Below are 19,532 nucleotides of genomic sequence, written 5' to 3'. Positions count from 1 at the left end.
CCACACTGGAGCGGCCCGGAGCAGCGCACTCGTGCAGGAGGTCCCCACTGATGGCGGTCTACGAATCGGTCACCGACGCGATCGGCGGGACGCCGCTGTTCCGGCTGTCCCGGCTGTCCGGACTCGGTGACGGGGGCGGCGCGCCGGTCTACGCCAAGGCGGAGTTCCTCAGCATCGGCGGCAGCGTCAAGGACCGGGCCGCGCTGTCGATGGTGCAGGCCGCCGAGCGCGCCGGGCTGCTCCGGCCGGGTGGCACGATCATCGAGGCCACCTCCGGCAACACCGGGATCGGCCTGGCCATCATCGGTCGGCAGCGCGGCTACCGGGTGCTGGTCGGCGTCTCCGACCGGTCGGCCCGGGAGAAGAGCGACATCCTGCGGGCCTACGGGGCCGAGGTGCTGCTGGCGCCCACCTCGCTGCCCAAGGAGCACCCGGACCACCTGTTCCAGGTGGTCCGGCGGCTCGCCGAGGAGATCCCCGGCGCCTGGCTGGCCAACCAGTACGACAACCCGGCCAACCCGGACGCCCACGTGCGGACCACCGGGCCGGAGATCTGGGAGCAGACCGGCGGCCGGATCACCCACTTCGTGGCCGGGGTGGGCACCGGCGGCACCATCAGCGGCACCGGCGCCTACCTGAAGCAGGTGTCCGCGGGCCGGGTCAGCGTGATCGGCGCGGACCCGGAGTCCTCGGTCTACTCCGGCGGCGACGGCAGCCCGTACTTCGTCGAGAGCATCGGCCACTTCGTCCACCCGGGGACGGTGGAGGACCTGTGGCCGGAGTCGTTCCACCCCGGGGTGGTAGACCGCTTCGAGCGGATCCCGGACCGCGAGTCGCTGCTGACGGCTCGTCAACTCGCACGCGAGGAGGGGCTGCTGGCCGGACCGTCGTCGGGCACCGCGCTGGCCGCGGCGCTCCGCACGGCCCGCGGCCTGGGACCGGAGGACCTGGTGGTGGTGCTGCTGCCGGACTCCGGCCGGTCGTACCTGTCCAAGGCGCTGAGCGACGACTGGCTGCGACAGTGGGGCTTCCTGGAGGAACCGCGCGACGCGGACGACAAGGAGCCGACCGTGCGCTCGGTGCTCGACCCGGCGCCGCTGACCACCGTCTCCTCCCGGGCCACCCTCGGCGAGGCGCTGGCCGCCCTGCGCCCGGTCCCGGGCGGGGTCGCCCCGGTGGCGCTGGAGCGCCAGGAGCGGCGGCACCCGGTCAGCGCCAGCGAGGTCACCGGCTCGATCGACGGCTCGGCGGTGGAGGCGGCGCTCGCCGAGGGCCGGGCCCGCCCGGACGACCCGCTGACCGCGCTGCTCGGCCCGGTGCTGCCGACCGTGGGCGTCGGCCAGCCGCTGTCCGACGCCCTGGCCGCGCTCGGCGCGGCGCACAGCGCGGCGGTGGTGCTGGTGGACGGCCGCGCGGTCTCGCTGGTGCACCGCTCCCGGCTGACGGGCTGAGCCGCCCGCCGAAGCCGAATCCGCGATCGCCCCACCGGTCGCCCCGCGATCGCCCCACCGGAAAACGGTTCGTACCCCTTCCGATCCCGGCCCCTCCCGGGATATGCCTGTACCGGGCGCCCGGCCCACGGGCGCGGTACCGACGGGAGTCGAGCCATGAACACGGAACCGGAGCAGGGCGGCTGGTTCGTCGACGAGCGCTGCACCAACTGCGATGTCGCCCGGCAGCTCGCCCCGGACCTGATCGGGGTCCGGGACGGGCGGTCGGTCGTGCTGCGCCAGCCGCGCGGGCAGGCCGAGACCGGGCGGTTACTGGCCGCCGCGCACGCCTGCCACACCCGCTCGATCCGCTCGTCGGCGCCGCTGTCCCCGGCCGGCGACCCCTACCCGCTGGCCCTGGACGACGCCGTGCTGCTCTGCGGCCACAACTCCCGGCGCACCGCCGGGGCCAACTCCTACCTGCTGCGCCGCCCGGACGGCGGCACCATGATGGTGGACACCCCCCGCTGGAGCCCGCTACTGGCCGACCGGTACGCGGCGCTCGGCCCGGTCACCGACGTCCTGCTCACCCACCGCGACCACGCGGCGCACGGCCGCCGGTACGCCGACCGCTTCGGCGCCCGGCTGTGGATCCACGAGGGCGACCTGGCCGCCGCGCCGGACGCCGACCGGGTGCTGCGCGGCACCGGACCGACCGCCGTCGGACCGGGCGTCACCGCCGTCCCGCTGCCCGGGCACACCCTGGGCAGCGTGCTCTACCTGGCGGACGACCGGTACTGCTTCAGCGGTGACAGCCTGTACTGGTCGCGCACGACGGCGGACGTCGAGGTGTTCGACACCGTCGCCTGGTACTCGATCGAGGAGCTGGCCACCTCGCTGGCCCGCACCGCCGACCAACTGCGCTTCGAGTGGCTGCTGCCGGGCCACGGCGACCGCAGGCGGCTCCCGGCGGCGGAGATGGCCGAGCGGCTGCGACGGCTGACGGTCCGCGCCCAGGGGCTGCGCCAGCGGCCGACGGACATCCACGGCGTCCGCTGGTAGCGCGGGAACCGCCGACCACCCGCTCATACTTGCTAAGTTGCGCAACTGTGGAACGATCTGTGGGGTGACCACCAGCGAGTACCCCGCATGAGCGACGACCCCGGCCCGCGCCCCGGCGACCGCAGCCCGCGCCCTGAGGACCCGGAGGCGGCCCCGGGCAGCACCCGGCGGCGGATCCTCAGGGTCACCGCCTGGTCCACCGCCGGGGTGGCCGTGCTCACCGCCGGGGTCGGCGCCTGTCTCGTGCTCAGCCTCACCGGCCGGATCGACACCATCAGCCTGTCCTGGGTCCGGAACCGGCCCGCCGCCTCGAAGGCCGACCGTCGAACTCACCTTCAACGCCTTCCAGTCGCTGACCGACGCGGTCAACGGCGTTACCGTCTGCGTACCACCACCCGGTATCAACGACCCGAACTACAGCGGCCTGGTCCTCAGCGCCGGCCACCACGTGGTCAAGGGCGCCCAGGCACTCGAATTCGTCCGCGACCGCCACGGCGTCGGCGACGCCCTCACCAGCAACCTCACCGTCGACAGCACCCTGGACCCACTCCCCGCCATGGTCTCCCTGGCCGAAAGCGTCAAGGGCCTCAAGACCCACTACATCCAGATGATCACCGCCCCCGACGGACCGTCGGCCGACCCGTCCCCCTCGATCAGCGCCGAGAGCCGCAGCGGCGACCAGGACATCTGCTCCGACCTGCCCACCCCCAACGCCTACGGCGGCTCCCCCGACGGCCAGTGACCCCCGGGCCGCCGACCGGGAACCGGCGGCGCGTCCGCGAGCCGAGGCGGCGTCAACCCGGCGTGTCGGCGCGTCCGCTCGGCGGATGCCGGGAAATCACGGGGGAATGGCTGACGCGAGCGCGACAATGACCTAGATTCCGGGAGTCACCTCTGTCCACGCACCGGTGGCGTCTCGGGGGAGGACCGCAGTCCGCCGTGGGCGCCGCCGGGCACAGCCACCGGAGTAGTCCATGGCCGATACCGCGCAGACCGCCCCGCCGCCCGTACCGCCGCCACTGCCCGTGGTCACCCCGACCCGGGTCGCCTGCGCATTACTGCTGCTGGCCCCGGTGGTGGCGCTGCTCTGGGTCAACTCCTACGCCAGAACCTCACCCTCGTTCATCGGCATCCCCTTCTTCTACTGGTACCAGCTGCTCTGGGTGATCATCGCCGCCGTCCTCACCGGCGCCGCCTACCTGCTGATCCGGCGCGAGGAAGCCCGACGCGGGCCGCGACGGACGGAGGCCGGGCGATGACCGGGGCAGCCGCGCTCGCGGCGGGCGGCCACATCAACGCCGTCTCACTGACCGTCTTCCTGGTGCTCTTCGCCGCCGTCACGGTCATCGGCTTCTTCGCCGCCCGCTGGCGGCGCCCCTCCGACGCGCTGCACCTGGACGAGTGGGGCCTCGGCGGACGCGGCTTCGGCACCGTCGTCAGCTGGTTCCTGCTCGGCGGGGACCTCTACACGGCGTACACCTTCATCGCCGTGCCCGCGCTGATCTACGGGGTGGGCGCGGCGGGCTTCTACGCCGTCCCCTACACGATCATCGCCTGGCCGCTGGTGTTCCTGTTCCTGCCCCGGCTGTGGTCGGTGGCGCGCAGCCGCGGCTACGTCACGCTGGCCGACTTCGCCCGCGGACGCTACGGCTCGCGTTCGCTCGCACTGGCCGTGGCGCTCACCGGGATCCTCGCCACCATGCCCTACATCGCCCTGCAACTGGTGGGCATCCAGGCCGTGTTGGACACCATGCACATCGGCGGCAGCAGCGGTCTGGCCAAGGACCTGCCGCTGCTGATCGCGTTCGCGGTGCTCGCCGCCTACACCTACTCCTCCGGGCTGCGCGCGCCCGCGCTGATCGCCTTCGTCAAGGACACCCTGGTCTACATCGTGGTGATCGTGGCGGTCATCTACATCCCGATCCGACTCGGCGGCTACGGCAGCGTGTTCCACGACGCGGCGGCGGCGCTGGCGAAGAAGAGCCCGGTGACCGGCAAGCCGCGCGGCTCGCTGCTGCCCGGCCCCAGCGCCCAGTGGTCGTACGCCACGCTGGCGCTGGGATCGGCGCTGGCGCTGTTCATGTACCCGCACTCGGCCACCGGCGTGCTGGCCGCGAAGGACCGCAACACCGTGCGCCGCAACCTGGCGATCCTGCCCGCCTACTCGCTGATGCTGGGGCTGCTGTCGCTGCTCGGCTTCATGGCGATCGCGGCGGGCGTCGGCAAGGGCGTCACCGGCTACAACGCGCAGCTCGCGGTGCCGCAGCTGTTCCAGCAGATGTTCCCGTCCTGGTTCGCCGGGGTGGCCTTCGCCGCGATCGGGATCGGCGCGCTGGTCCCGGCCGCGATCATGTCGATCGCCGCCGCCAACCTGTTCACCCGGAACATCTACCGGGAGTTCTTCAAACCGGACGCCACCCCGGCGCAGCAGACCCAGGTGGCCAAGGTGGTCTCGCTGCTGGTGAAGCTGGGAGCGCTGGGCTTCGTCCTCGGCATCGACAAGCAGTTCTCGATCAACCTGCAACTGCTCGGCGGGATCTGGATCCTGCAGATCTTCCCGACCGTCGTCAGCGGCCTGTTCAGCCGCTGGTTCCACCACTGGGCGCTGCTCGCCGGGTGGGCGGCGGGCATGGCGTACGGCACCATCACCGCCTACGGCGTGGCGGCGGCCGGAAACCCGCACTCGCACTTCGGCGGCAGCTCCGCGAACATCCCGGTAGTCGGCCGGATCGGCTACATCGGGGTGACCGCGTTCGTGCTGAACCTGCTGGTGTCGGTGGTGCTGACGCTGGTGCTGCGCGCGGCGAAGGTCCCGGCCGGTCCGGACGAGACCGTGCTCGCCGACTACACCGACGGGGTGACGCCCGCTCCGGTGCGGGAGGAGACGATAGCTCCGCTCGTCGCCTGATCCGTTCGCCCACGGCGCCCGGCCCCCGGCAGTCACCGACTGCCGGGGGCCGCGTCTCGCCGGTGTCGGCGTGGCGCTCCGGGCGCGGCCCCCGACGGTGGCCCAGCGGCGTACGCCTCGGGTACCGGAGCGCGGAGACGTTGTGGCCGACAGGCGGATGCCCGGCCGAACCGCGGTGCCTAGAGTCGCTTTCCAGCCGGGCGCGGGAGCCGGGACGCCCCGGAACGGAACCCTCCGCGGCCGACGGTCGTCGGTGATCACGGGGGGGGTGGTCGGAGCGCGCCGCCCCGCTGTCCACCCCGCCGTTCCGACCCGCCGTTCCGACCCTCGATGACAGGAGAACCCAGCACCGTGAGCGTTCTGCAGCCGACAGAAACGCCCCGGACGCCACCGGTGTCGGGCCCGCGAATAACAGCGCTGCCGGAGCTGGCCCGGCGCGGCACGCCGGTCTGGGCCGCCGCCGGGACCGCGCTGCTGCTCGGGCTGCTGTGGGCGGTGACCATCGCCAAGGTCACCGGCGACCTCGCCGCGCAGTGGGCCTGGGCGGACTTCGCGGCGCTGCACCCCGGCTCCGCGTACGACCTCGGCTGGTACGGCGGGATGTACCCCGCCTCCTACAGCGTGCTCGCCCCGTACCTGATGGGGCTGCTGGGCGTGCGCACGGTGGCGGTGACCGCCGCCACCGTGTCGGCGGCGCTGCTCGCGGTGCTGGTGCTGCGGTCGCGGGTGCGGCGGCCGCTGCCGGTCGCCCTGTGGGGGGCATTCGCGCTCTCCTGTGACGTGGCCGCCGGGCGGGTCACCTTCGCCCTGGGGCTGATGTTCGGCCTGGCCTCGGTGGTCGTCGCCGGTACCGAGCGGGCCACCGGGTGGCGGCGCACGGGCGGCACCGCCGCGCTGGCGCTGCTGGCCACCATGGCCAGCCCGGTCGCCGGCCTGTTCGTCGAGGTCGCGGCGGCGGCGCTGCTGTTCACCGGGCGCCGCCGGACCGGCATCGCGCTGGCCGTGCCGCCGCCGCTGCTGATCCTGGTCACCACGCTGCTGTTCCCGTTCGCCGGGGTCGACCCGATAACGGTGCCCACGGTGGTCTTCAGCGGCGGCTGCGCGGTGGGGGTGGCGCTGCTGCTGCCCGCGCACTGGCGGGCGCTGCGGGTCGGCGCCGTGGTCTACGCCCTCGGCATCGTGCTGACCTGGTCGTTCCGCACGCCCATCGGCGGCAACGTGCAACGGCTCGCGCTGCTCTTCGGCGGCGTGGCCGTGCTGGCGGCGCTGTGCGCCGGTCAGCTCCGGTCCCGGCGGCGGGCCGTCGCGCTGCTGGTCGCGTTCGCGGCCACGGCGTACTGGACGGTCACCGCGAACGTCATCGGGATACCGGCCCCCTCCGCGCCGGGCCAGGCCGACGGGCTGGTCGCCGAGCTGAAGCTGCTCCACGCCGACCAGGACCGGATCGAGGCGGTGCCGATGCAGAACCACTGGGAGTCCTGGGGGCTGGTCGGCTCGGCCGAGTTGGCCCGTGGCTGGAACCGGCAGCTGGACGTGCAGCGGAACCCGCTGTTCTACAACGGCACGCTCACCCCCGCGAGCTACCACGCCTGGCTGCGGCAGTGGGCGGTGGGCTATGTCGCGCTGCCCGACGCCGCGCTCGACGTGGCCGGGAGGCGGGAGGCGGCACTGGTCCGCACCGATCCGTCCTGGCTCCGGCAGGTCTGGCACGACGGCGACTGGACGCTGTACCGCGTCACCGACGCCGTCCCGCTGGCCACGGCGCCGGCCGTGGTCGAGCGGGCCGACGCCGACCAGGTGCTGCTGGCCGTGCCCGCGGCCGGTCAGGTGACGGTGCGCGTCAGCTGGTCGCCCTGGCTGACCGTGCGCGGCCCCGGCGGGGCCTGCCTGGCCCGGGACGGCGCCTGGACCCGGCTGGACGCCCCCGCTCCGGGCGTCTACCGGATCTCGGCCGACTACGGCTGGCCCCGCGGCGCCCCCTGCTGAGACCGCGACCGTGGGCTCCCCCCGGCCACCGGCCCTCCGTGGCCGGGGGGAGCCCGGCGGTCAGCGGCGGACCCGCTCCGGGGTGTAGACGCTCAGCGCCCAGATGACCGCGACACCGAGGCCGACGGCGATCAGCGACCACAGCGGGTAGTGCGGCAGCCAGACCAGGTTGACGATGACGCTGAGGCTGGCCAGGAAGACCCCGGCGATCCGGCCCCAGAGGGCGCCGCGCAGCACGCCGTAGCCCACCGCGACCAGCAGCACGCCCAGGATCAGGTGGATCCAGCCCCAGGCGGTCAGGTTGAAGCGGAACACGTAGCTGGGCGTGGCCACGTACACCTGGTCCTTGGCGATGCCCATGATGCCGTTGAGGATCGCGAAGATGCCGTCGACCAGCATCACCACACCGCCGAACAGCGCCAGCCCGCTGACCCAGCCGCTCTGGCCGCCGCCACCGCCGCCCGCGTGGTGCGGCGGCTGGGACCCGCCGGGGCCGGGCTGCCACAGGGGCTCACTGGATCCGGACGGTCGGGGCTGGGGCGCGGGCTGCTCCGACGGGGATGGGGTGGCCATGGCTCCTCCAAGGGGCTCAAGTCCGCAACGCCGAAAGGGCGTTGCCCGACGGACCGCGTCGGCTCGGCCGGGCCGCGGGACCGCGCGGACCGCGCGCTGCGGCCGGTTCCGAGCCTGCGCCAACCACGGGCACCGGGCCACGCGGGACCGCCGAACGGGTGACGCGGCCGGTACCGCTCTGTGCCGGGATGGACCGGTTCGGCATCGTCCGAAGGTACGAACACGAGGACCCTGGCGCCGGACCGGGGCACCGCGCAGGGCACAATGCGCAGGGTCCGGGAATCGGGTCGGGAACGCACGACCCGGTTCCAGCCGCCGCCCCAGGTCAATCGTCCAAGGAATGGATCATGCCACAGGCCTCGCCGAAGACCGTCGTCGTCGTGCCCACGTACAACGAACGGGAGAACCTGCCCGCCCTGGTCGGCCTGCTCGACGGCCTGGGGCTGGAGAACCTGCACGTGCTGGTCGTCGACGACAACTCCCCGGACGGTACCGGCGAGATAGCGGACAAGCTGGCGGCCGAGCGCCCCGGCAGGATCGGAGTGCTGCACCGCACCGAGAAGGACGGCCTGGGCCGCGCCTACATCGCCGGGATGACCAGGGCGCTGGCCGAGGGCGCGGACGTGGTGGTCCAGATGGACGCCGACCTCTCGCACCCGGCGACGGCGATCCCGCAGATGCTGGAGACCCTGCGGACCACCGACGCGGCCGTGGTGCTCGGCTCCCGCTACGTGCCGGGCGGCTCGACCGCGGCGGAGTGGCCCTGGCACCGCAAGGCGCTCTCCGCCTGGGCGAACCTCTACGTGAACACGCTGCTGCGGCTGCGGGTCAAGGACGCCACCGCGGGCTTCAAGGCGTGGAGCGCGCAGGCGCTGCACGCGATCGACCTGCCCTCGGTGCACAGCAACGGCTACTCGTTCCAGGTGGAGATGAACTACCGCACGGTCAGGCGCGGCCTGGTCATCCGCGAGGTGCCGATCCGGTTCGAGGAGCGGGTCAGGGGCGCGTCGAAGATGAGCCTCGCGGTGCAGCTGGAGTCGGCGCTGGCACCGTGGCGGCTGCTGTTCGGCCGGGGCAGCCGCTAGCCGGTGCCCTGGCGCCGGGCCAGCACCAGGCGGTAGCGGGGGCTGCCGTCCGCCAGCCGGCCGAGCAGCGGCAGCGTCCGTACCGCGAACCCGGCCCGTTCCAGCTCCGCCCTGACCGGGGAGAGCTGGAACGGGCGGTAGTACATGACGAACGGCGGACGCCAGAGCGCGTTGCGCACCCGCATCACCGCGTCGAAGGCCCCCAGGGCCAGGTACGGCCGCGAGCCCACCCGCGGCGGCGCGGCGATCGGGAAGGCGAACAGCCCGCCCGGGGCCACCGCCCGGTACGCCTGGCCGAACAGCGCGGGCCACTCCCCCGGCTGGAAGTGGCCGAACGCCCCGAAGCTCAGCACCAGGTCGAAGGCCTGCCGGAACGGCAGCCGCCGGGCGTCCGCGCGGACCCAGGCCGTCGCCGGTCCCTGGTCCGGCTCGCCCGCGCGGGCCGCGCCGAGCATGCCCGCACTGAAGTCGACGCCGACCACCGGTCCGGCGCACAGCTGCCGCAGCACGCCGGTGCCCGCGCCGGTACCGCAGCAGAGGTCGAGCCCGGCGCCGAACGGACCGAACGGCCGCAGCGCCTCGACGGTCGCGTCGAGTAGCGGCTCCGGGGTCCGGAACGGGGTCAGGTCGAACTTCGGTGCCAGCAGGTCGTATCCGTGCTCGGTGGAGGAGAGTGCCTGGACGGCCAGTTCGCGAAGCGTCGGTCCCTGCGGGGTGAACATCCACGCAGCGTATCCCGCCCGCCCTGGGGCCGGTCGTACGTGGTCAGGCACGGACCGGAGGGATGACGTCGATGGACGCGGACGGGACGGACACGGCTCGGGCCGCGAGACCGCCGAGCCGGCCCAGCGGTTGCTGGACCGGCTCGGTTCCGCGGGCCTCGCCCGCCGCTCGGGCCGCTACGAGTTGGTCACCGGCAGCCCCGGCGGGTTCACCAGGGAGCTCGGCACCGCCTCGTCCGACAGGTTCCAGGCGGCCAGCCACTTGGCGTAGTCGCCGTTGCCGATCAGGTAGTTGATGGCGTCAGCGGCCGGCTTGGCCAGCCCGTCGCCCTTCTTGGTGGTGGCGCAGATCAGCCCCTGGAGGGTCGCCCCGGCGCCGGAGAACTTGCCCGCGCTGCGGGTCGGGTTCGGCGTGTTGGCCGTCTGGGTGACGTGGTAGGCGACGGCGGGGTTAGGGGTGAAGAAGGCGGATATCCGGCCCGAGTCCAGGGCCAGGTAGGTGGTGTTCTCGTCCGGGAAGTACTTGATGGTCAGCGTCTTGCCCTCGGCCTTGAGCTGGGCCTGCCACTTCTCCAGGATCTTCTCCTGGTTGGTCCCCGCGCCGACGGCGACGGTCTGCCCGGCCAGGTTCTGGTAGTTGCCGTCGAAGTTCCAGGTGCTGCTCTTCAGCACCTCGAAGCCGACGTTGTCCTGCCGGTAGCAGGCGAAGTCGTACTTCTGCTTGCGCTGCTCGGTGTCGGTGATGTTGGCGAAGCCGAGGTCGTTCCGGCCGCTGTCGATGCCGACGAACAGGTTGTCCCAGGTGGCGTCGTTCAGCACGGGCTTGAGGCCGAAGACCGCCGCGACCAGTCGGCCGAGGTCCGGCTCGGAGCCGGTGGGGGTCTTCTGGTCCGTGCCGATGTAGTTGAGCGGCGGCGAGCCCGAGGGCAGCAGGCTGATGCCGATGGACAGCTGGCCGCTGCTGACCACCGAGGCGGGAAGCTCGGCGCGGATCGCGGCGACCTCGGGCACGGTGAGGTCCACCTCCTTGCCCGCGCCGTTGGACAGCGCGGCGACATCGACCACGGTACTGCCGGCCGGGGCCGCCGCCGCGCTGCTGGCTCCGGAACCGGACCCGGCGGTGGAGGCGGTGCTGCTGCTGCCGCAGGCGGACAGTCCGGTGGCAATGGCCGCGACTGCGGCCGCGGCACTGATCAGCCTGGCGTATCTGAATCCGGCGCTGGACATGGTTCTCCCAAGGAATGGCTGTATATGACGATCAGTCAGGTGATGGAAAGTCAGAGGAGTTGATTCGAGGAGTTGATTCAGAGGACCTTGCTCAGGAACTCACGGGTACGCGAGTGCTGCGGGTGATCCAGTACCTGGGCGGGCGGGCCCTGTTCGACGATCCGGCCGCCGTCCATGAAGACCACCAGGTCGGCCACCTCGCGGGCGAAGCCGATCTCGTGGGTGACCACGATCAGGGTGGTGCCGCCGGCGGCCAGGTCCTTGATCACTGCCAGTACCTCGCCGACCAGCTCCGGGTCGAGCGCGGAGGTCGGTTCGTCGAACAGGATCACGCCGGGTTCCAGCGCCAGCGCCCGGGCGATCGCCACCCGCTGCTGCTGGCCGCCGGAGAGCTGGCGCGGATAGGCGTCGGCCTTGTCCGCCAGACCGACCCGCTCCAGCAGGGCCAGCCCGAGCTCCTGGGCCTCGGGCTTGGTCCGGCGCCCGGTCGCCACCGGAGCGGCGACGACGTTGTCGAGCACGGTCAGGTGCGGGAAGAGGTTGAAGTTCTGGAACACGAAGCCGATCCGGCCGCGCTGGGCCAGGATCGCCCGCTCGCTCAGCTCCTTCAGCCGGTCGCCCTGGCGGCGTACCCCGATCAACTCGCCGTTGATACTGACATGGCCGACGTCCAGCTTCTCCAGGTGGTTGACGGCGCGCAGCAGGGTGGACTTGCCCGAGCCCGAGGGGCCGATGATGACCGCGACCTGTCCGGGCCGGACGGTCAGGTCGATCCCGTCGAGCACCCGGTGCGAGCCGTACCACTTGTGGGCGCCGTGGATCTCCACGGCGGCCGGGCGGGCGGCGTCCGGCTCCGTCTGCGGGTCGGTCGCCGGGTGCGTGGTCGCGGCGCTCATCCGTTCACCGTCCTGATGACCTCGATGCGGTCGCGCAGGCCCCGGACCCCGGCGCGCAGCTTCTGCAGCGGCGTCGGCGGCACGGTGCGCAGCGCGCCCCGGGAGTAGTAGCGCTCGACGTAGAACTGGGCCACCGAGACCACGCTGGTCAGGATCACGTACCAGACCGTGGCCACCATCAGCAGCGGCACCACGTCGCCGGGATAGGTGCTGCCCATGCTCTGCACCTCGCCGAAGAGGTCGAGCAGTGAGACGTAGAACACCAGCGAGGTGCCCTTGATCAGCCCGATCAGCTGGTTGACGTAGGCCGGGACGATGGCCCGCAGTGCCTGCGGCAGCACGATCCGGGTGAACTGGTAGCCGCGCGGCAGGCCGAGCGCGGCGGCCGCCTCGTGCTGGCCCTGGTCGACCGAGAGGATCCCGGCGCGGACCACCTCCGAGGCGTAGGCGGCCTCGTTCAGGCTCAGCCCGACGGTGGCCACCACCAGGTCGGTGGCCAGCGCCGACTCGTTGAAGTGGACGAACCCCGGCCCGAACGGGATGCCCAGGCTCAGCGTCTTGTACAGGGCACTGGCGTTGTAGAGGATCAGCAGCACCACGATCAGCGGGACCGAGCGGAACAGCCAGACGTACGTCCAGCTGACCGCGCGCAGGATCGGGCTGCGGGAGAGCCGTCCGAACGCCAGCAGCACTCCCCCGACCAGCCCGAGCACCGCGCTGAGCGCGGTCACCTCAAGCGTGATCAGCAGGCCGTTCATGATCACCGGCCGCAGGAACCAGTACTGGAAGCGGCCCCACTCGTAGAACGGGTTGCTGGCCAGGCCGTGGATGAACTGCGCGACCAGGACCAGCACCACGGCGGTGGCGATCCAGCGGCCGGGGTGCCGCAGCGGCACCACCCGCTGCGCGGACAGCGGACGCTGCGGCTGCGGCTGGGAGGGCAGTTGCGGGTCCTGCGTCGGCACCTCCTGCGGCCGTGCGTCCTGCGGTGGCGGTTCCAGGGTGGTACCGGCGGCGGCCGGTCTGCCGGCCTCCGGTCCCGCTGGAAGGAGCGGTTCTTTCATCGCTGCTTCTCCGTCTCAGAGCGTGGGGATCGGGTTGACCTGGGAGGTGCTGACGCCGGTGCCCGTCACGCCCCACTTGGCGAAGATCTTCGCGTAGTCGCCGTTGGCGATGAGCTTGTTGACGGCGTCCGTCAGCGCCTTGGCCAGCGGGGAGTTCTTCGCGGTGACGAAGCCCACCGGGGTGGCGCTGATCTGGCCGAGGTACTTGGTCCCGGCGATGTGGGCGGCGTCGTACTTCAGGCTCAGTGTCGGGCCGAAGTAGATGTCCACCTTGCCGTTGGCCAGGCCGAGGATGATCGGCGCGGTGTCGGTGAAGTACTGCACGGTGTACGGCTTCTTGCCGACCGAGGCGCACTTGCTCGCGCCCGCCGTGAGGATCTGCTGGAAGGTCGAGCCCGGGCTGGTGGCCACGGTCAGCCCGCACAGGTCGGTGAGGGTGGTCACCGAGGAGAGCGAGACGCCCGAGCCGCCGAGGAACGACTGCCCGTCGTTCAGGTAGGTGGAGAAGCTGACCACCTGCTCGCGGGCCTTGGTGACGCCGAAGTTGTCCTGGCCGACGTCGAACTTCCCGTTCTGCACGCCGGGGATGACGGTGGGGAAGGTCCCGTACTGGACGTCCCAGGTGATGCCGAGCTCCTTGGCCACCGCGTTGCGCAGGTCCACGTCGAGCCCGATGTCCTGACCGGCGGCGTTCTGGCCGCCGTGCGGCAGGCCGGAGGTGCCGGGGGACAGGGTGGTGCCGAGGATCAGCTTGCCGCTGCCGCGGACGGCCGCGGGGAGTTCCGCCTGCAGCGTCGGGTCGGCCTGGATGCCGGAGACCACGTCCTCGCTCGGGATGGCCGTCGAGTTCGCCCCGGGGGTGCCCGACGCGGCACCGCTGGTCGTGGCGCTGCCGCCCGCCCCGGCGGTGTCGGTGCCGGCGGAGGATCCGCACGCGGCGAGCAGGGACAGGGCCGCGGCGGCAGCGGTGGCGGTGGCGGCGACGCGGGCGAGCTTGCGGCCGGAGTGTCCGTGCTTGGTCACGAGGGGGGCCTTTCAAGGGAGTTGCGTGAACGGTGTGAGGGTGTGGAAAGTCAGGGGGGTCAGAGGACGGCGGAGAGGAAGGCCTTGGCCCGCTCGTGGCTGGGTGCGTCCAGCACCTCGGCCGGTGCGCCGCGCTCGATGATCCGGCCGCCGTCGAGGAAGACCACGGTGTCGGCGACCTCCCGGGCGAAGCCGATCTCGTGGGTGACCACGATCATCGTCATCCCGCTGAGGGCGAGGTCGCGCATCACCACCAGTACCTCGCCGACGAGTTCGGGGTCGAGGGCGCTGGTGGGCTCGTCGAAGAGCAGCAGCTGCGGGTCCAGCGCCAGGGCGCGGGCGATGGCGACCCGCTGCTGCTGTCCGCCGGACAGCTGCCCGGGGTAGGCGCCCTCGCGTCCGGCCAGGCCGACCCGGGCCAGCAGCTCCAGCGCGCGGGCGGTGGCCTGCTTGCGGCTCAGGCCGCGCACCGCGATCGGGGCCTCGACCAGGTTCTCCAGCACGGTCAGGTGCGGGAACAGGTTGAACTGCTGGAAGACCATGCCGACCCGGGCGCGCTGCCGGGTGATCTCCCGCGCGCCCAACTCGTGCAGCTTGCCCCGGCGGTAGCGGTAGCCGATGAGGTCGCCGTCGATCTGGACGAAGCCGGCGTCCGGCCGTTCCAGGTGGTTGACGCTGCGCAGCAGGGTGGACTTGCCCGAGCCGGAGGGGCCGAGCAGCACGGTCACCTCGCCCTGGCGCACGTCCAGGTCGATGCCGTCCAGCACCAGGTGCGAGCCGAAGCTCTTGCGCAGTCCGCGGATCCTGACCAGGGGTTCTCCAGTGCCGCTCATGACAGGCCCGCCAGTTCCCGGCCACCGCGGCCGAACAGCGGGACGTTGCCACTGACGGTCCGCCAGAACCCTTTATCAGTATGCCGGTTGCTGCCTCGGGCGTAGTACCGCTCGATGAAGTACTGGCCGATCGACAGCAGCGTGGTCAGCGCGATGTACCAGAGGGTGGCCACCAGCAGCAGCGGGATGATCAGGAAGTTCTGGTTGTAGATGAGCTGGGACGAGTAGAGCAGGTCCTGCACCGCGATCACGCTGACGATCGAGGTGGCCTTGAGCATCCCGATGAGCAGGTTGCCGGAGGCCGGGATGATCGCGGGCATGGCCTGCGGCAGCACGATCCGGCGGAAGGTCCGCCCGCCGCTCAGCCCGAGCGCCTGCGCCGCCTCGGACTGGCCGGACGCCACCGAGAGGATGCCGCCGCGGACGAGCTCCGAGGAGAAGGCCGCGACATCCAGGGTCAGCCCCACGTAGGCGGCGAGCACCCCGCTGAACAGGTGCGCGGTGCGCACCGTGACGAACTCCCGGCCGAACGGGATGCCCAGCGACAACTGCGGGTAGAGCGAGGCGATTTCGTACCAGAAGAGCAGCTGCACCAGCGGTGGGACGGAGCGGATCAGCCAGACGAAGCCGAAGCTGAGGGTGCGCAGCACCGGGTTGCCCGACAGCCGCATCACCGCCACGCCGATGCCCAGCAGGTAGCCGCTGGCCATCACCGCCGCCGTGAGCCACAGCGTCAGCTCAAGGCCGTGCAGGATCGACCCCTGGAAGAAGTAGTCACCGACCACGCCCCACTGGAAGCGGCTGTTGGTGACCAGGGTGTGCACCAGCATCGCGAACAGCACCAGCAGCACCAGTGCCGAGACCCACTGCCCGGGGCGGCGCAGCGGGACCAGCCTGGCGGCCAGCAGTTGCTCGTCCGAGGGCCGGTCCGACGCCGGACCGGTTGCCCCGGCGGCTTCGGGTGGGGGTTCAACTCCCTTGGGAACGCCTGGTGTTGCTTCAATGCTTGTCATCTGACTACCCGTCATGTCTGTGGCCTCCCGCTCTCGTGGGGGGAAGCGGCGGCACGGCGCAGCACGGCACGCGATGCCGGATCCGGGCACCGTTCGGCCGCGTGGGGGAAGAGGGGACGCGCACCGCGCGTCGGCGGGTGCGCCGACAGCGGTGGATCGCGGGATCAGCGCCACGGGTGGCGCGAGGGAGTGCGGTGGCTCAGCGCCGGAAGGGCGCGAGTACGGTCAGCGGACCGGGGTTGTCCTAGGACACAGGGCACTGCTCACGCGGAGCAGGTCGACGTGCCGCCGCGCCACGCTGAGCTGGAAGGAGCCGCCAGGGCGCGGCGTGCCGCCGGTGTGTCGTGCCCGCATGTCGCTCACCTCGCAGTTGCCGGGACCCTCGGGGCCGCTCGCGCTTACAGGACGGTCTCGCCCTGTCGGGTCGTCACCTGGAGCACCCCACCGCGGACGAGGGTTGCCGGTCAGCTAGCCAGGGCTCGATGCTGACGCTCGTAACCAGGGCTCACGTTAACCGCTCCCCGGCGCCGAGGCAATCCCCTCTCAGGTGCTGGACAGTGCATGCGACCAGGCAGGATCCGGGTTGTACTGTTGCCTCCGCCGCAGTGGTAGTCAGAACGGGCCGAGGATGCGATCACAGCAACTGCCGTCAGACCGGACAACCGTTGGTTGTCCGGCGCTGTCGTGCGCGGCGTGTCGCCCGGCCTCGCCCGACACCGCTCCCGGCTGTCGCTGTCGGGCCTGACAGCCCGGCCGACCGCCCCGGCCGCCACCGCGGTCCGCGAGGTAACCGGTCCCGCGGGGACCCGCCCCGCCGCCGCTGCCCGCCCGAGCCTGTCCGGGCCCGTCGGCGGACCCGCGCCGACCAGCGAGCCATCCCGCAAGTCCCCACCGAGTCCGCACCATGCACCCACGCGTACCCACGAGTTCAAGGAACAGGAAGGGAACGATCCTGATGTCCCAGTCACAGCTGTTCGCCCCGGACGACGGTCCAGTGACCGAGGCCGCGCCCGCCGGCCCGCATCCACTGGACAACCCGGCCCGCGCCGCACTGCTCGGCCCGCACGCGCACCTCGCCGAGCGGCGCGGCGAGGTACTGCGCTATCCGGCGGACGTCTCGCCCTTCGTCGCGCTGCCGGACCGGCCCGACGAGTCCACCTGGCGGGACGCCGCCGCCCTGCTCGGCCCGGGCGCGCTGCTGCCGCTGGCGGGCGTGCACGCCTCGCCGCCGGACGGCTGGGAGCTGGTCACCGGCATCCCCGGGGTGCAGCTGGTGGACGACGGGGTGGACGCCGCGCCGGACGGCGAGGCGATCCGGCTCGGGCCCGAGGACGTGCCGGAGATGCTGGCGCTGGTCGCCCACGCCAAGCCGGGCCCGTTCCTGCCGCGCACCATCGAGATGGGCAACTACCTGGGCATCCGCCGCGAGGGCAGGCTGGTGGCGATGGCCGGGGAGCGGCTGCACCCGCCGGGCTGGACCGAGATCAGCGCCGTCTGCACCGCCTCCGACCAGCGCGGACAGGGCCTGGCCGGGCGGCTGGTGCGGGCCGTGGCGGCGGGCATCCGGGAGCGCGGGGAGACCCCGTTCCTGCACGCGGCGGCGAGCAACACCAACGCCATCCGGTTGTACCAGACGCTGGGCTTCCGGCTGCGCCGCGAGGTCGAGTTCCTGGGCGTGCGGATCCCGGAGAACTGGCCCAGCTGAGCCCGAGGCCCGGAGGCCCGACGCCCGGAGCCCGAGGCCGGAGCCGGATGCCCGGAGCCCGAGCCCGGAGCCCGGAGGCGCCGTGCCCGTCGCTGTGCGGACAGCGGCGGGCACGGCGGGGTCAGGCGGTCTCGGGTGCCGGGCCGCCCTCCGGCAGCCCGGGCGCGACGGGCCCGGGTTCGACCGGGTCCGCTCCGGTCGGGTCCGGCAGCGGATGGACGGCCAGGTGGCGGGCCGCGCCGCGCAGGCCGAGCAGGTAGCCGCCGACGCCGACCAGCGCGACCACCACCGAGTCCCACGGCGCGGTCAGCACCCGGTGTCCGCCGAAGCTGCCCAGCGCCGAGAGCACCAGCAGCGCCAGCAGGTAGGCCACCAGCCAGGCCCCGTTGACCAGGTCCCGGCGGTCCCGGTCGTAGCGGAGCTGCTGGTAGGCGTAGAGCAGCACCGAGAGCAGCAGCAGCGGCAGGGCGATCCGCAGGTTGTGCCAGCCCGCCCAGTAGAAGATCAGGGTGGCGATGACGAAGCCGACCGGCGCGATCGCCCGGGTGCCGCGCACCCAGTTCGCCATCCGTCCGGGGTCCTTCCGGCGGATGGCGGCCTCGGCGACCAGGCTCACCGAGTAGGCGAACAGGCCGAGCACGCTGGTGGCGGCGACGATCGACTGCCAGTTGCCGAACGGCAGCAGGAAGGCCACGCCGACCAGGTAGTTGAGCAGCAGCGCCCGGCGCGGCACCCCGGTGCCCGGGTGGACGGTGGCGAACACCCCTGGCAGCAGCCGGTTCCGGCCCAGGCCGTAGACCTCGCGGCTGGTCTCGGCGGTGAACACCATGGCCGATCCGGCCGGTGAGGCGATGGCGTCGGCGTAGAGCACCCAGCTCAGCCAGGTCAGGTTGAGCGAGGTGGCGAGTTGCGCGAACGGCGAGTTGAAGTCGATCCCGTGCCAGCCGTTGACCAGGTCCTTGCCCGGAACGGCGCCCAGGAAGGCGAGCTGCAGGGCCAGGTAGACCGCCATCGACAGCAGCAGCGCGGTGAGCACCGCCCGCGGGATGTCCCGGCGCGGGTTGCGGGCCTCGGCGGCGAGGTCGATCGGGCCCTGGAAGCCGGTGTACGCGTAGATCACCCCGGCGGTGGCGATCGCGGACAGCGGCGCGGACCAGCCGTACGGGGCCACCCCGCCGTGCCCGGTGCCGCTGAGGTTGTGCCCGTGGAAGCCGGTGGCCAGCAGCAGCACCACGGTGAGCGTCGGCACCGCGAACTTGGCGATGGTGACCGCCAGGTTGACGTGGGCGAACAGTCTGACCCCGAACCAGTTGAGGGCGACGAACACGGCCATGAACGCCAGGCCGAGCAGCACCCCGGTGGCGGTCAGCCGACCGCCGCTGAACAGGCCGGGAACGTACTTGCTCATGTACTGGAGCATCGCCGCGGACTCGCTGGGCGGGTTGGTCGCGTAGGCGATCCAGATGCCGGTGCCGACCAGGGTGGCCACCAGCCGTCCGGAGGAGTGCAGCGGCCAGCGCACCAGCCCGCCCGCGACCGGCATGGTCGCGCCCAACTCCACCATCACCAGCGCGATCAGGACCAGGGCCGAGCCGCCGACGACCCAGGTGAGCAGCGAGGCCGGACCGGCCGCGGCCGCGGCGTGCATCGGGCTCAGCAGCCAGCCCGAGCCGATCACCCCGCCGAAGGCGATCCCGGTCAGCTGCCAGAAACCGAGGTGACGGCGGAATCCGCCCTCCTGCGACTCGTCCGCCGGTCCCCCGTGCGGACCCCCGAGCTGATTTGTCATGTTCACCCGCTACCCAGCCGGACGCCGTCGCACTCATCCGCCCCCGAACCACCCGGTCACCGTCCGCCAGGCTTCCGCGACCCAGCGGAAGCGTTACTTCCGGTCAACGCAGAGTCATGTACAGAACACTTTCATCCCCCGACTTCCCGTGATCCCTGCCGACATCAGTAGAGTGTTCTATACGGACCTTGGACCGGCCCGCTGTTCAGGACTCTG

The 19,532-nt window shown here is 72.4% G+C and carries 18 protein-coding genes and 1 riboswitch; of the genes, 8 read left to right on the top strand and 10 right to left on the bottom strand.

Translation table 11 applies throughout. The features are described from left to right. The first annotated feature begins 50 nt into the window (after positions 1–50). The 6 genes from GXP74_RS15820 (at position 51) to GXP74_RS15795 (ending at position 7,386) form a co-directional block, all read left to right on the top strand. Complete coding sequence (locus tag GXP74_RS15820) at positions 51–1,451, top strand: pyridoxal-phosphate dependent enzyme (protein WP_182452112.1); 1,401 nt, start codon at positions 51–53, stop codon at positions 1,449–1,451. A gap of 156 nt (positions 1,452–1,607) precedes the next feature. Further along, a complete protein-coding gene (locus GXP74_RS15815; RefSeq protein WP_182452111.1) occupies positions 1,608–2,492 on the top strand; it encodes an MBL fold metallo-hydrolase in 885 nt (294 codons plus the stop codon). A 133-nt stretch (positions 2,493–2,625) separates the two neighbouring features. Beyond that, positions 2,626–3,234: an LCP family protein gene (locus GXP74_RS15810; protein ID WP_182456479.1), complete on the top strand. Its 609-nt coding sequence runs from the start codon at positions 2,626–2,628 to the stop codon at positions 3,232–3,234. Positions 3,235–3,466: 232 nt separating this feature from the next. Then, a complete protein-coding gene (locus GXP74_RS15805; RefSeq protein ID WP_182452110.1) occupies positions 3,467–3,751 on the top strand; it encodes a DUF3311 domain-containing protein in 285 nt (94 codons plus the stop codon). After that, positions 3,748–5,400 carry a monocarboxylate uptake permease MctP gene (mctP, locus tag GXP74_RS15800; RefSeq protein WP_182452109.1) on the top strand — a complete coding sequence of 551 codons (1,653 nt, stop codon included), beginning with the start codon at positions 3,748–3,750 and terminating at the stop codon, positions 5,398–5,400. Before GXP74_RS15805 ends, mctP begins: the two co-directional genes overlap by 4 nt. Before the next feature lie 351 nt (positions 5,401–5,751). Beyond that, complete coding sequence (locus tag GXP74_RS15795) at positions 5,752–7,386, top strand: MFS transporter (protein ID WP_225447969.1); 1,635 nt, start codon at positions 5,752–5,754, stop codon at positions 7,384–7,386. A gap of 60 nt (positions 7,387–7,446) precedes the next feature. Here the strand turns inward: GXP74_RS15795 and GXP74_RS15790 are convergent, their stop codons facing one another. Then, positions 7,447–7,959 carry a hypothetical protein gene (locus tag GXP74_RS15790; protein ID WP_225447968.1) on the bottom strand — a complete coding sequence of 171 codons (513 nt, stop codon included), beginning with the start codon at positions 7,957–7,959 and terminating at the stop codon, positions 7,447–7,449. 347 nt (positions 7,960–8,306) lie between these two features. On the opposite strand from GXP74_RS15790, the gene GXP74_RS15785 reads away from it, so the two are divergent. Then, on the top strand, positions 8,307–9,044 hold the full coding sequence (locus GXP74_RS15785) for a polyprenol monophosphomannose synthase (RefSeq protein ID WP_182452108.1): 738 nt from the start codon (positions 8,307–8,309) through the stop codon (positions 9,042–9,044). On the opposite strand, the gene GXP74_RS15780 is transcribed toward GXP74_RS15785, so the two are convergent. The 8 genes from GXP74_RS15780 to GXP74_RS42110 all read right to left on the bottom strand — a co-directional run bounded on the left by GXP74_RS15780 (position 9,041) and on the right by GXP74_RS42110 (position 16,176). Next, positions 9,041–9,766 (bottom strand): class I SAM-dependent methyltransferase, encoded by a 726-nt coding sequence (locus GXP74_RS15780; protein ID WP_182452107.1) that lies wholly within the window; start codon positions 9,764–9,766, stop codon positions 9,041–9,043. The genes GXP74_RS15785 and GXP74_RS15780 overlap by 4 nt on opposite strands. Positions 9,767–9,943: 177 nt before the next feature. Then, positions 9,944–10,993 carry a transporter substrate-binding domain-containing protein gene (locus GXP74_RS15775; protein ID WP_182452106.1) on the bottom strand — a complete coding sequence of 350 codons (1,050 nt, stop codon included), beginning with the start codon at positions 10,991–10,993 and terminating at the stop codon, positions 9,944–9,946. 77 nt (positions 10,994–11,070) lie between these two features. After that, on the bottom strand, positions 11,071–11,889 hold the full coding sequence (locus tag GXP74_RS15770; protein WP_182452105.1) for an amino acid ABC transporter ATP-binding protein: 819 nt from the start codon (positions 11,887–11,889) through the stop codon (positions 11,071–11,073). Continuing rightward, entirely contained in the window at positions 11,886–12,953 is a 1,068-nt protein-coding gene (locus tag GXP74_RS15765) for an amino acid ABC transporter permease (RefSeq protein ID WP_182452104.1), read from the bottom strand. The genes GXP74_RS15770 and GXP74_RS15765 overlap by 4 nt, the downstream gene beginning before the upstream one ends. A gap of 15 nt (positions 12,954–12,968) precedes the next feature. Continuing rightward, positions 12,969–13,976 (bottom strand): transporter substrate-binding domain-containing protein, encoded by a 1,008-nt coding sequence (locus tag GXP74_RS15760; RefSeq protein ID WP_182452103.1) that lies wholly within the window; start codon positions 13,974–13,976, stop codon positions 12,969–12,971. A gap of 59 nt (positions 13,977–14,035) precedes the next feature. Then, positions 14,036–14,809, bottom strand: coding sequence for an amino acid ABC transporter ATP-binding protein (locus tag GXP74_RS15755; RefSeq protein ID WP_304940912.1), 774 nt, complete (start codon positions 14,807–14,809; stop codon positions 14,036–14,038). Next, positions 14,806–15,822 carry an amino acid ABC transporter permease gene (locus tag GXP74_RS15750; protein WP_182452102.1) on the bottom strand — a complete coding sequence of 339 codons (1,017 nt, stop codon included), beginning with the start codon at positions 15,820–15,822 and terminating at the stop codon, positions 14,806–14,808. Before GXP74_RS15750 ends, GXP74_RS15755 begins: the two co-directional genes overlap by 4 nt. Before the next feature lie 225 nt (positions 15,823–16,047). After that, entirely contained in the window at positions 16,048–16,176 is a 129-nt protein-coding gene (locus tag GXP74_RS42110) for a putative leader peptide (protein WP_370468427.1), read from the bottom strand. 35 nt (positions 16,177–16,211) lie between these two features. Next, positions 16,212–16,322, bottom strand: a riboswitch (SAM riboswitch). A gap of 455 nt (positions 16,323–16,777) precedes the next feature. Here GXP74_RS42110 and GXP74_RS15745 point away from each other — a divergent pair. Beyond that, positions 16,778–17,527 carry a GNAT family N-acetyltransferase gene (locus GXP74_RS15745; protein ID WP_182452101.1) on the top strand — a complete coding sequence of 250 codons (750 nt, stop codon included), beginning with the start codon at positions 16,778–16,780 and terminating at the stop codon, positions 17,525–17,527. Positions 17,528–17,648: 121 nt separating this feature from the next. Here the strand turns inward: GXP74_RS15745 and GXP74_RS15740 are convergent, their stop codons facing one another. Then, positions 17,649–19,316 (bottom strand): APC family permease, encoded by a 1,668-nt coding sequence (locus GXP74_RS15740; RefSeq protein ID WP_182452100.1) that lies wholly within the window; start codon positions 19,314–19,316, stop codon positions 17,649–17,651. Between the last annotated feature and the right edge of the window lie 216 nt (positions 19,317–19,532).

This window comes from Streptacidiphilus sp. P02-A3a (genome assembly GCF_014084105.1).
In the GTDB taxonomy this organism is placed as follows: domain Bacteria; phylum Actinomycetota; class Actinomycetes; order Streptomycetales; family Streptomycetaceae; genus Streptacidiphilus.
Note: the sequence above shows the minus strand (reverse complement) of the source record. Positions and strands in the feature narration are given on the sequence as shown.

Excerpts from the sequence above, each read along its gene's own strand:
- GXP74_RS15750 (WP_182452102.1), bottom strand. The coding sequence starts at position 15,822 with ATGACAAGCATTGAAGCAACACCAGGCGTTCCCAAGGGAGTTGAACCC.
- GXP74_RS15755 (WP_304940912.1), bottom strand. The coding sequence starts at position 14,809 with ATGAGCGGCACTGGAGAACCCCTGGTCAGGATCCGCGGACTGCGCAAG.
- GXP74_RS15785 (WP_182452108.1), top strand. The coding sequence starts at position 8,307 with ATGCCACAGGCCTCGCCGAAGACCGTCGTCGTCGTGCCCACGTACAAC.
- GXP74_RS15740 (WP_182452100.1), bottom strand. The coding sequence starts at position 19,316 with ATGACAAATCAGCTCGGGGGTCCGCACGGGGGACCGGCGGACGAGTCG.
- GXP74_RS15770 (WP_182452105.1), bottom strand. The coding sequence starts at position 11,889 with ATGAGCGCCGCGACCACGCACCCGGCGACCGACCCGCAGACGGAGCCG.
- mctP (WP_182452109.1), top strand. The coding sequence starts at position 3,748 with ATGACCGGGGCAGCCGCGCTCGCGGCGGGCGGCCACATCAACGCCGTC.
- GXP74_RS15780 (WP_182452107.1), bottom strand. The coding sequence starts at position 9,766 with ATGTTCACCCCGCAGGGACCGACGCTTCGCGAACTGGCCGTCCAGGCA.
- GXP74_RS15790 (WP_225447968.1), bottom strand. The coding sequence starts at position 7,959 with ATGGCCACCCCATCCCCGTCGGAGCAGCCCGCGCCCCAGCCCCGACCG.
- GXP74_RS15820 (WP_182452112.1), top strand. The coding sequence starts at position 51 with ATGGCGGTCTACGAATCGGTCACCGACGCGATCGGCGGGACGCCGCTG.
- GXP74_RS15775 (WP_182452106.1), bottom strand. The coding sequence starts at position 10,993 with ATGTCCAGCGCCGGATTCAGATACGCCAGGCTGATCAGTGCCGCGGCC.
- GXP74_RS15815 (WP_182452111.1), top strand. The coding sequence starts at position 1,608 with ATGAACACGGAACCGGAGCAGGGCGGCTGGTTCGTCGACGAGCGCTGC.
- GXP74_RS15765 (WP_182452104.1), bottom strand. The coding sequence starts at position 12,953 with ATGAAAGAACCGCTCCTTCCAGCGGGACCGGAGGCCGGCAGACCGGCC.
- GXP74_RS42110 (WP_370468427.1), bottom strand. The coding sequence starts at position 16,176 with ATGCGGGCACGACACACCGGCGGCACGCCGCGCCCTGGCGGCTCCTTC.
- GXP74_RS15805 (WP_182452110.1), top strand. The coding sequence starts at position 3,467 with ATGGCCGATACCGCGCAGACCGCCCCGCCGCCCGTACCGCCGCCACTG.
- GXP74_RS15745 (WP_182452101.1), top strand. The coding sequence starts at position 16,778 with ATGTCCCAGTCACAGCTGTTCGCCCCGGACGACGGTCCAGTGACCGAG.